This window comes from Streptomyces sp. NBC_01788 (assembly GCF_035917575.1).
Lineage (GTDB): Bacteria > Actinomycetota > Actinomycetes > Streptomycetales > Streptomycetaceae > Streptomyces.
On the sequence record NZ_CP109090.1, the window covers coordinates 5,968,677 to 5,978,697 of the forward strand.

Below are 10,021 nucleotides of genomic sequence, written 5' to 3' on the forward strand. Positions count from 1 at the left end.
CAGGTACAGCTCCCGGTCGATCAACGCCCGCCCCCGGACGGAGGCGTAGGCGAGGAACACCCAGCCGGAGTATTGCCTCAGGGTCTGGACGCTCTGTGCGTTGGCGTATCCGGCTTGGAAGGTCGTCATCACAGGTCAGCGTGCCTGCCGCAACGCAGAAGCGGATGGTCTTGAAAACCGTCGGGACAGCGATGTCACCGTGGTTTCTTGCCAGAGCTGGTCAACGCCCTGGCCTCACCCAGAGGCATCATGGGGGCGTGGACATCGAACTTCTGTACTTCGCCGGCTGCCCGAACTGGACCGTCGCCCAGGAACACCTCACCGAGGCGCTCGCCGCAGCGGACCTCTCCGGCCTGGGTGTGAAACTCCGCGCCGTCGAAACGGATGAAGAAGCCCGGGCACTGCACTTCCCCGGCTCTCCCACGATTCGCATCGACGGCCAGGATCCGTTCCCCGCCGCCACTGAGACATACGGCCTGACCTGCCGCGTCTACTCGACGCCCGGCGGCCTCGCAGGCGCGCCCACCGTCGAGCAGCTCGTCCAGGCCCTCACCCGGCTGCTTTCCCCTGAGCGGACTTCGCCAGCTCCGCGTTGAACTGAGCACCGACCAGAAGGGCCAGGTTGGCCAGCCACAGCCAGACCAGGAAGACCACGACGCCCGCCAGTGAGCCGTACAGACGGTGATAGGTACTGGCGTGGGAGGTGTAGACGCCGAAGCCGAGCGAGACGGCCAACAGGAGCCCTACCGCCAAGGTGCCACCGGGGGCCATCTTCCGCACGGGGCGGGAAGGCGCGGGGCCCGAACGGTACAGCACGAGCACCAGGGCGACGGCGACCGCAGCCAGGACCGGCCACCGCAGCGCGCCCCAGACGGCCTGCGGCCCGGTACCCAGGTCCAGCGCCCGGCTCAGACGCCGGGTCAGGTTGCCGGTGAGAAACAACGCCAGGATGGTCGTGAGAAGCAGCGAGATCAGGACGAGGGCCGTGGCGATGATGCGCGGAGCGGTGCGCCAGACCGGCCGATGCGCGCTGACGCCGTGCATGGCGTGCAACGCCCGGCGGAAGACGCTCAGATAGCTGGATCCCGACCACAGGCCTCCCGCTCCGCCGAGAAAGACCAGCGTCCATGCCGCTGACGACTGTTCGGACATCTGCCGCAGGGTGCTGCGCAGCAGAGCGCGGGACTCCACCGGGGCGGCCTGCGACAAGCGGTCGATGACCTCCGGTCTGGCCGTCGGGATGGTCAGTCCCACAATCGAGAGGATCACCAGCAGCACCGGAAACAGGGCCAGGACCGCGTAGTACGTCAAAGCGGCGGCCCAGTCCGTGACGTCGTCGTCCCAGACCGCCACCGGCGTTCGGCGCAACGCCGCCGACCACCGGCCCACGCGGCCGTCTGCATTGGTCATGAGGCGAATTCTCTCCCCCTGTTCTCGGCCGCTGCCATAGGAGAGGAGCCGAAGGGGCCTTCCCGGATCACACCCGGCAAGGCCCACCCTTTCGAATTCTCTTTACCTTTTCCTCGGCCCTCAGCGCCCCTCGCGACTTCTGTCCCGCTGTGGCGATAACCGGCTCGTGCCCCGGTTTTCCCTTCATAAACAAGGCACCGTTGCGGCATGTCGGTGACATTGCGGGGCACACGGTGGACAGGAGGTTGATAAATATGGGTCCCCTGCTGCTCGTTCTGCTTCTTGCCCTGATTCTCTTCGGTGTCGGCTTCGCCATCAAGATTCTTTGGTGGGTCGCCATTGCCGTCCTGGTGCTGTGGCTTCTCGGCTTCGTCATGCGCTCCACCACCGCCGGCGGTGGCCGAGGCCGTTGGTATCGATGGTGACCTGACTCGCATGTGCGCGTGCTTCGCAGGGCTCGGCCGATGTGACGGCCGGGCCCTGCGCGTAGGCACCGGACAAGAAGGCCTGACCGGAAGCTCACAGGCGCGCGTCGGCCGCCAGTGCGGTGAACGCCGACCAGGCGCCGGGGGAGACGGCCAGCGCCTGCCTGTCCGTGTCCTTCGAGTCCCGGACGAGAACGGCGCCGGGGCGCAGGGCGACCTCGATACAGTTGTCGCCGCCGCCGCCGCTGTAGCTGCTCTTGAACCAGGCCAGCTCGCTGGTGCTCATAGCGCTCCTCGCATCTGATCCAGCAGGCTCGCGGTGGCTTGGTGGCTCAGAGCCTGCGAGCGCATCTTGCCATAGCGCTGGAGCATCTGACTTACAGCTTTCGGGTCACTGACGAGCATGCTGGTGCCGTGGCCTTCGACGTAACCGGCCCAGCGGTGTTCGGCTGTCTCGGCAAGGTACATCTCGCCTTCGAAGCCGGAGTGTTCCTCCCGCAGCGGCACGACCTGGAGTTCCACGTTGCGGTACCGGCCGACTGTGATGAGGTGGTCGAGGAGGACTTTCGTGACGGCCGTACCTCCCATGCGGCGCTCCAGGAGTGCTTGCTCGACGACGAAGCTGAACGTCGTGTTGGGGCGTTCGACGAGAAGCTGCTGCCTGGCCAGTCGTGCTGTCACCTGCCGTTCGCACTGTTCCTCCGTGAGCGGAGGCAGGTGCCGGTCGAAGATCGCGCGAATGTATGGCTCAGGTTGCAACAGGCCTGGGAGGACCCGGCTTTCATACGCGTACAGCGAGATCGCCTCCTCCTCGACCCCCGCCCACTGCCGGAACCACGACGCCAGTCCCGCCTTCCGCGTCAGGCTCTTCGCCGCAGCCTCCAGCACGCGCGCCGCGACCGCGCCCAGGACCTCGTCCGACCGCTTCGGCAGTTCCCTCGGCGGGAAACGCTTCCCCTGCTCGATCTTGGCGACGTACGCGGGCGAATAGCGCACCAGCGGGGCGAACTGCTCCTGGGTCAGGCCGGCTTCCTCCCGCAGTGCCTTGAGGACCGCGCCGAAGGTCTTCAGGCTGTCGGAGAGCTCCGGCTCGCAGCCCCCGCCCGCCCCGCCACCGTTGTCCGTCGTCATCGCAGCCGCCTTCCCCTGTGCCACCGGGCCGTACCCGTGCCGTACCGTTCGTCGTCCGGGCTGCGCCACGCCAGACCGATCAATGCTCACGCACAGCGACCGGCCCAGTCCAGTGCGTGAACCAGTACAACGTGATCTGTATCAGCGGCGGACCTGCCGACGGGCCGCCAACTGGCAGCAATCTGGCCCACATGCCAGCCCTGAACCACGAATCCGCCACCCCCACGCTCACGTTCACGCAGCGTTTCTCCGCCACCCGGCGCGGTGCCCGTCTCGCCCGGCTGCTCGCCGCGCACCAGCTCACCGAGTGGGGGCATCCCAGTGGGACCGAAGCGCATGACACCGTCGTGCTCGTCGTCGCGGAGCTCGCGGCGAACGCCGTTCTCCATGGCCGTGTACCCGGGCGGGACTTCGCCCTCGCGCTGTTCTTCGAGGCGGGCCGGGATGCCGTCCGGATCGAGGTGACCGACACCCATCCCGCCCGGCCGGCACGCATGGCTCCCGGCCCGGACCAGGACGGGGGTCGTGGCCTGGTCCTCGTCGACGCGCTCGCCGCCGACTGGGGCGTACGCGACCGCCTCGGCCCCGGCAAGACGGTCTGGGCCGAGTGCGCGCTGTGAGGAGGGCCTACGGGGTCAACTTCAAGGGATCGGCGGAGGGTTCAGTTGCCCAGGGACGACAGCGCGGCCGCGACCCGTTCGGCTGCCTCCGGTGGGGTCGAGGCGTGCGGGGAGAGTCTGAGGGAGTCGGTGCGCACGGTCGCGGTGACACCTTCCGCGTGCAGCGCCTTGGCGACGAGGGCCGGATCGTGGTCCGGCAGGGTGAAGGAGAGAATGCCCGCGCGCCGCGCCGGGTCGGCGGGGGAGAGGACGCGGCCGCCGTACGCCTCGACTGTCTCGGTGAGTTCGGCGATCCGGACGGCGATCGAGACTTCGATCGCGGGGACGGTGTGCCGCTCGACGAGGTCCAGCGCGGCCGCGAACGCGGCGGCCGTCACCGGGCTCAGGTTGGTGATCGACCACCGTCGGGCGTCCGGGGCGGGCGGGTGCTCGGCTCCGTCGAAGAGGCCGACGTCCTCCACGCCCGTCCAGCCGGTGAGGACCGGCTCAAGGGACTCCAGGGCGCGGTCGGACAGGGTGGCGAAGCCGGTCGACCATCCGGCGCGCAGCCACTTCTGGCCGCCCGCGACCACCACGTCGGCGGCGTCCCAGGGCAGGGAGGCGACACCGAACGCCTGGATGGCGTCCACGATCAGCAGCCGGTCGGGGCCGATCGCCTCGCGCAGCGCCGCCAGGTCGGCGCGGAAGCCGGTGCGGAAGTCCACGGCGCTGACCGACACGGCCACGACGTCGTCGGTCAGCGCGGCGCGGACCAGGTCGGGGGTGACTCCGGAACCGGGCGCGGGGTCGAGCCAGCGCGGCGTGGCCCGGCCCAGGTCCGCGCTGCGCCGCCACGGGTAGTGGTTGGCGGGGAAGTCGGTGCGCGGTGCGAGGACCACGCCCTCCCGTACGCCGAGCGCGGCGTGGAACAGACCGGTCGACGCGTTCGGGAGCAGCACGGTGTGCCGGGCGTCGGTGCCTGCGAGGCGGGCGGCCGTGTCCCGCGCGGTCTCCTCCGCGCGCATCAGCGTGTCCACGGTGGTGTGGTCGGCGCGGGCGGAGGCGTCCAGGGCCTGTGCGGTGGCGGTGACGGCGTCCCGGGACGGCGGCCCGAAGCGAGCGAAGTCCAGGTACCCGGCGGGTGTGTCGAAGTGGCTGGCGTACGACGTGAGCACGGGGCTCGTCCCTCCGGGGTGGTGCGGGCGGATCGGGTGGTGCGGCGGGCGGTGGAGCGGAGTCCGGTGGCGCCCCGGAGCCCGCCCGCGCATCCTGCCACAGCGCTTCGGATGCTCCAGATGGTGAGATGCCCGTGCGCGAGTCGAAACCTCTCGGTGGAGAAGATCACGTCCGCGATCGCGGTCTTGGCCGGGCGGTCGGCACGCGATACGGTCTGTCCGATATCGACGACAGCGAGACGGAAGCCGGTGGGAATCCGGCACGGTCGCGCCACTGTATGTGAACGCCCCCCGGGCGTTCGTGAGTCAGACCCGTGGCTGTCGTCCTGTGTACCACCGAGATGGGACGCGAACTCCCAGAGGAGGTTCTGCCATGGCGCAGACCGTCGCCCAGCCGACTGCCACCGCCGCACCCGCCCCGCTGCCGCTGAAGGCGATAGCTCCCTGGGCGGTCTTCTTCGGCGTTCTCATGCTGGTCCTGCTGTACTTCGTCGGCGCCGAGCAGGGCGCCACCTCCGTGTTCAGCGGCACGGACGTCCACGAGTGGGTGCACGACGCCCGCCACCTGCTCGGCTTCCCCTGCCACTGAGCCGAGGGACGCCGCACGCTCATGAACTCCGCAACGGTAAGAAACCTCCTCGTGCGGGGCATGCTCGCCGGCCTCGCCGCCGGCGTGCTCGCCCTCGTCGTCGCCTACTTCCTGGGGGAGCCGTTCGTCGACAAGGCGATCGGCTTCGAGGAGGCGCACTCCCACGGGCACTCCCACTCCCATGACGAGGTCGAAGTCGTCTCCCGTTCCCTCCAGTCCACCGCTGGTCTCGCCACCGGCGTCCTCGTCTACGGGGTCGCCTTCGGCGGCATCGCCGCCCTCGCCTTCTGCTTCGCGCTGGGCCGCGTGGGCCGCTTCTCCCCGCGGGCGACCGCGCTGCTGCTGTCCGGCTGCGCGCTGCTCGCCGTGTACGTCGTGCCGTTCCTGAAGTACCCGGCCAACCCGCCCGCGGTCGGTGAGGGAGACACCATCGGCAAGCGCACGACCCTGTACTTCCTGATGATGCTGCTCAGCATCCTCCTCGCGATCGCCGCCACCATGCTCGGCAAGCGCCTCGCGCCCGCGCTGGGCACGTGGTACGCGACGGTGGCCGCGGTGGCCGCCTTCGCCGTGGTGATCGGGCTGGCGTTCGCCTTCCTGCCCGCCGTCAACGAGGTGCCGTCGCACTTCCCGGCCACCGTGCTGTGGCGGTTCCGTCTCTCCGCGCTGGCCATCCAGGCCGTCCTGTGGGGCGGGTTCGGGCTGGTCTTCGGCGAGTTGGCCGAGCGGCTGCTGAACCCCCGGCCCGCGACCGCCGCGTCCGTACAGGCGGTACCGGCCGCGCACTGAACCCCTTCAGCCCGCACGAGCACCCTTCAGCGCGCACGACAGGGCCTCTCGGAATCGTCCGGGGGCCCTGTCGCGTTCGGTCAGGGCGCCGCCAACGGCTGTCCGAGTCGCAGATTCCAGCGGCCGGCCCGTCCGCTGAGTTCCGTGGCCGTCAGCGGCGGTACGTCCAGCCGCCAGAAGCCGGCCAGGGGCAGGTCCAGTGCGTGGACGATCGCGGCCCGTACGACCTCCGGCTCGACCACGGCGAGCGTACGGCCGTCGGTGTCCCGCGCGGTGTCCAGCCGGCGGCCGACCCGCTCGCACACGTCCCGCACCGACTCGCCGCCGTGCGGCGAGCAGTCGGGGTCGGCGAGCCAGCGGCCCACTGCCTCCGGCTCGGTGGCCATCACCTTCTCCAGGGTCCGGCCCCGCCAGCGGCCCGCGTCCAGGCCCGCCAACTCGGCCTCCGCCACGCCGTCGAGACCGAGCGCCGAGGCCGTCTCCCGGCAGCGCACGCTCGGGGACAGAAGCACCCGGGCGGCCGCGGGCAGCGATCCTGCCGCCGAACGGGCCTTGGCCGCACCGCCGTTGTCGAGCGAGTCGCCGTCGTCGAACCGGGCCTGCCGCAGCGACGGGCTCGTCGCGGGCGAGATGAGCGTGATACGGCTGGTCAACGTCACTCCTACCGCGCGGTGTTGACGGCGGTGCCGGCGGCGCGCAACGCCTCGACCTCGTCGGGTGGCGCGGACTCGTCGGTGACGAGGGTGTGCAGCCGCGCGACCGGTGCGACGAAGGCGTGTGCCGTGCGGGAGAGTTTGCTGCCGTCGGCCACGGCGAGCACGCGCCGGGCCGATTCGATCGCCGCCCGCTTCACCGCCGCGTCGTCCAAGTCGTAGGCGGTCAGGCCTTGTTGCGCATTGAGCCCGCAGCAGCCGACGACGGCGGTGTCGAAGCGCAGGGCCGCCAGCGAGGACAGGGTCAGGGGGCCGGTGAGGGCTCCCTCGCCCGGTCGGGGCCGCCCGCCGGGCACGAGGAGGGTGGTCTGCCCGGGGTTGTCGGCGAACACGTTGACGGCCTGGAGTGACAGTGGCATCACGGTCACCCGGCGGCCGCGCAGTGCCCTGGCGACCTCCAGGCACGTGGTGCCGCTGTCGAGGACGACCGTCTCCCCGTCGGTGATCAGCGCGGCCACCTCCGCGCCGATGCGCTCCTTGGCCCGTGTGCCCTCCTGCGCGCGCAGGGTGAAGGGGGGCTCCTCGCCGCGCAGCAGCAGGGTCCGGGCGCCGCCCCGGAAGCGCTCCAGCACGCCTTGGGCCGCCAGGGTCTCCAGATCGCGGCGGACGGTCATCTCCGAGGCCCCGGTCAGTTCGGCCAACTGGCCGACGCCGAGGCTGCCCGCCTCCCGCACCGCGTCCGTGATCTGCCTCAGGCGGTCCATGTTCCCCATGGCCGTGATTGAACACCATGCGCCGACAAACAGGAATGCTGTGAGAACGGGCGCTTTTCAAACAAGTGGAATGTTCGATACGTTCGTATCCATGGAGCGATCCCTTCGTGTCGCGCGTCTGGCGACCTTCGCGTACTTCATCCTCAACGGGACCCTGCTGGGGATGTGGATCGTGCAGATCCCGGCCATCGAGCACCGCGTCGGCGTCAGTCACGCCGTCCTGGGCGGCTTCCTGCTCCTGCTCGGGGCGGGCGCCTTCGTGGGGATGCAGCTGGCCGGCCCGGTCGCCGACCGCCTCGGCACCCGGATCGTCGTGCCCGCCTCGGGTGTGCTGTGCAGCGCCGCCCTGGTGCTGCCCGGACTGGCCTCCCGGCCGTGGATGCTCGCCGCCGCCCTGATCGTGCTCGGGTTCGGCAACGGCTGCCTGGACGTGAGTATGAACGCCCACGCCGTCCAGGTCGAGAAGATGTACGGACGCCCGGTGATGTCCGCGTTCCACGCCACGTTCTCCGTCGGCGGCGTGGTGGCCGCCCTCGCGGGTGCCGCCGTCGCGAGCGCGGGCTGGACCCCGGCGGCGACGCTCGGCACGGCCGCCGCACTGGGAGTGGTGGCCTCCGTGTGCGTCGCCCCCGGTCTGCTGCCCTCCGCCGCGTCCACCGTCGCGGGACCGGACGCGGATGCCGGGGGCGAGTCCGGGGCCGGGTCCGGCGGACCGGCCGAGCAGGCGGACCGGGCGCGCACCCGTATCTGGATCCTGGCCGTCCTCGCGCTGATGGTCATGCTGTGCGAGGGGGTCGCCAACGACTGGAGCGTGCTGCACCTGCGGACCGTCCTCGGCGCCTCCGAAAGCACCGCGGCCTTCGCCTACGGCGCGTTCGCCGCGACGATGACCGTCGGCCGACTGCTCGCCGACCGCATCTCGGCCCGCTTCGGCCCCGCCGCGATCCTGCGGTACGGAGCGTCGGTCGCCGCCGTCGGCATGGCGGCGGCCGCCCTGTCGCCGTGGACGTCGCTCGCCCTGGCCGGCTGGGGGCTGTTCGGCGCCGGGCTCTCCGGCTGCGTTCCCCAGCTCTTCAGCGCCGCCGGACACGCCGACGCCGACGCCGCCGGCGCCAACGTCTCCAAGGTCGCCGGACTCGGCTACCTGGGCATGCTCGCGGGACCGGCCGTCATCGGCTGGCTCACCCGCCTGGTCCCGCTGAACCTGACCTTCTTCCTCCCCGTGGCCTGCTGCGTCGTCGCGGCGGCGACGGCGGGGGTGCTGCGGTCGCGGGGGACCACGGTCGCGGGCCGCGGGCCCGTCCCCGAGGTGGGGCCCCGGACCGTGTCACCCCTCCGGGGTGAGCAGGGTGCCGCCGAGGGTCGAGGCGCGGGCCACTAGCGCGGGGCGCAGCCGCCGGGAGCGGCCCTGCTTGCCGTTCAGCATGGCGACCAGGGTCGTCGCCGCCACCTCGCCCATCCGGTACATCGGGGAGCTCACGGAGGTCAGGGACACCGGGAGGGCCGCCGCCAGGGGGACGTCGTTGTAGCCGACGATCGCCACGTCCCGGCCGACCGTGAGGCCCGCGTCCCGGACCGCCGCCATCACGCCGATCGCCGCGAAGTCGTTGACCGCGAAGACGGCGGTGGGCCGCGGCCGCAGGGCCAGCAGCCGCTCGGCCGCCGCCCGGCCGCCGGGCACGTCGAAACGGGACGGCACGACGTGGCTCCCGGGCACGGGCAGGCCCGCCTCGGCGAAGGCGTCGAGGAAGCCCTGGGTGCGCTCCGTGCCGGTACTGGCGTAGGGCTCGCCGGCCACCACCGCGACCCTCCGGTGGCCGAGTTCCAGCAGGTGCTCCGCGGCCAGTCGCCCGCCGAGGACGTCGTCGGTGGTCACCGAGATCCGTCCCGGCAGCCGGCGCGACGTCAGCACCAGGGGGACGTGCCGGCGGGCCAGTTCGGCGACGAGGTCGGTGTCGGAGCGGGCGTCGCCGAGCACCAGGCCGTCGACGCGCCGGGCGAGCAGGGCGTCGGCCCGCCGCCGTTGCAGCTCCGGGTCGTCGGCGGTGTTGGCGACCACGGTGTGGTAGCCGGCGGCCGCCGCGGCCGCGTCGATGCCCTCGTAGATGGTGGCGAGCACGATGTCGGTCAGCCTCGGGACGAGCACGCCCAGCATCCTGGAGCGGCCGGTGCGCAGCGCCGCCCCGGCCGGGTCCCGCTGGTAGCCGAGTTCCTCGGCGAGCGCCCGGATCACCGTGGCGGTGTCGGAGGCCACCCCGCTCCGTACGCTCTCGTCCGGGCTCAGTGCCCGTGACACCGTGGAGACGTGGACCCCCGCCTGCCGGGCTATCCGGGCCAGTGTGACCGGGGCGCGACCGGTCTGTGCACCGGCCCCCGCCCGCGCTCCCTGCCGATCCACGCTGGCTGTCCCTCTTCTCGTTTCGTCCGGGTTCTTCTCGGTGTCTCTCGACGGTTCCCGGGTTTCGCCGGGCTCCTGC

Annotated in this window: 13 protein-coding genes; 6 read left to right on the forward strand and 7 right to left on the reverse strand. The window is 71.5% G+C overall.

The genetic code is table 11. The annotated features are described in order from the left end of the window. The first annotated feature begins 257 nt into the window (after positions 1 to 257). On the forward strand, positions 258 to 596 hold the full coding sequence (locus tag OIE49_RS26990) for a DF family (seleno)protein (protein WP_326806339.1): 339 nt from the start codon (positions 258 to 260) through the stop codon (positions 594 to 596). Here OIE49_RS26990 and OIE49_RS26995 read toward each other — a convergent pair. Further along, positions 550 to 1,410, reverse strand: a complete 861-nt coding sequence (locus tag OIE49_RS26995; RefSeq protein ID WP_326804510.1) for a YihY/virulence factor BrkB family protein — start codon at positions 1,408 to 1,410, stop codon at positions 550 to 552. The genes OIE49_RS26990 and OIE49_RS26995 overlap by 47 nt on opposite strands. Positions 1,411 to 1,664: 254 nt before the next feature. Here OIE49_RS26995 and OIE49_RS27000 point away from each other — a divergent pair, with 254 nt between their 5' ends. Beyond that, the gene (locus OIE49_RS27000; protein WP_100570625.1) at positions 1,665 to 1,835 is read left to right on the forward strand and encodes a hydrophobic protein; all 171 of its coding nucleotides are present in this window, start codon (positions 1,665 to 1,667) and stop codon (positions 1,833 to 1,835) included. A gap of 94 nt (positions 1,836 to 1,929) precedes the next feature. On the opposite strand, the gene OIE49_RS27005 is transcribed toward OIE49_RS27000, so the two are convergent. Both OIE49_RS27005 and OIE49_RS27010 read right to left on the reverse strand, forming a co-directional pair. Beyond that, positions 1,930 to 2,121, reverse strand: coding sequence for a DUF397 domain-containing protein (locus tag OIE49_RS27005; RefSeq protein WP_100570624.1), 192 nt, complete (start codon positions 2,119 to 2,121; stop codon positions 1,930 to 1,932). After that, positions 2,118 to 2,966: a helix-turn-helix domain-containing protein gene (locus OIE49_RS27010; protein WP_326804511.1), complete on the reverse strand. Its 849-nt coding sequence runs from the start codon at positions 2,964 to 2,966 to the stop codon at positions 2,118 to 2,120. Before OIE49_RS27010 ends, OIE49_RS27005 begins: the two co-directional genes overlap by 4 nt. Before the next feature lie 191 nt (positions 2,967 to 3,157). Here OIE49_RS27010 and OIE49_RS27015 point away from each other — a divergent pair, with 191 nt between their 5' ends. Then, on the forward strand, positions 3,158 to 3,586 hold the full coding sequence (locus tag OIE49_RS27015; RefSeq protein WP_326804512.1) for an ATP-binding protein: 429 nt from the start codon (positions 3,158 to 3,160) through the stop codon (positions 3,584 to 3,586). Between the two features lie 41 nt (positions 3,587 to 3,627). Here the strand turns inward: OIE49_RS27015 and OIE49_RS27020 are convergent, their stop codons facing one another. Next, positions 3,628 to 4,740 (reverse strand): aminotransferase class V-fold PLP-dependent enzyme, encoded by a 1,113-nt coding sequence (locus OIE49_RS27020; protein WP_326804513.1) that lies wholly within the window; start codon positions 4,738 to 4,740, stop codon positions 3,628 to 3,630. A gap of 373 nt (positions 4,741 to 5,113) precedes the next feature. Between OIE49_RS27020 and OIE49_RS27025 the strand changes: the two genes are divergently transcribed. Together OIE49_RS27025 and OIE49_RS27030 are read left to right on the forward strand one after the other, a co-directional pair. Further along, complete coding sequence (locus OIE49_RS27025; protein ID WP_100570620.1) at positions 5,114 to 5,329, forward strand: CbtB domain-containing protein; 216 nt, start codon at positions 5,114 to 5,116, stop codon at positions 5,327 to 5,329. A gap of 21 nt (positions 5,330 to 5,350) precedes the next feature. Beyond that, on the forward strand, positions 5,351 to 6,118 hold the full coding sequence (locus OIE49_RS27030; protein ID WP_326804514.1) for a CbtA family protein: 768 nt from the start codon (positions 5,351 to 5,353) through the stop codon (positions 6,116 to 6,118). Between the two features lie 80 nt (positions 6,119 to 6,198). On the opposite strand, the gene OIE49_RS27035 is transcribed toward OIE49_RS27030, so the two are convergent. After that, positions 6,199 to 6,771 (reverse strand): histidine phosphatase family protein, encoded by a 573-nt coding sequence (locus OIE49_RS27035; protein ID WP_326804515.1) that lies wholly within the window; start codon positions 6,769 to 6,771, stop codon positions 6,199 to 6,201. An 8-nt stretch (positions 6,772 to 6,779) separates the two neighbouring features. Beyond that, a complete protein-coding gene (locus tag OIE49_RS27040; RefSeq protein WP_326804516.1) occupies positions 6,780 to 7,544 on the reverse strand; it encodes a DeoR/GlpR family DNA-binding transcription regulator in 765 nt (254 codons plus the stop codon). 91 nt (positions 7,545 to 7,635) lie between these two features. Between OIE49_RS27040 and OIE49_RS27045 the strand changes: the two genes are divergently transcribed. Continuing rightward, positions 7,636 to 8,925 carry an MFS transporter gene (locus OIE49_RS27045; RefSeq protein WP_326804517.1) on the forward strand — a complete coding sequence of 430 codons (1,290 nt, stop codon included), beginning with the start codon at positions 7,636 to 7,638 and terminating at the stop codon, positions 8,923 to 8,925. Here the strand turns inward: OIE49_RS27045 and OIE49_RS27050 are convergent. Continuing rightward, a complete protein-coding gene (locus OIE49_RS27050; protein WP_326804518.1) occupies positions 8,872 to 9,942 on the reverse strand; it encodes a LacI family DNA-binding transcriptional regulator in 1,071 nt (356 codons plus the stop codon). The two genes, OIE49_RS27045 and OIE49_RS27050, sit on opposite strands and share 54 nt — an antisense overlap. Positions 9,943 to 10,021 lie beyond the last annotated feature (79 nt).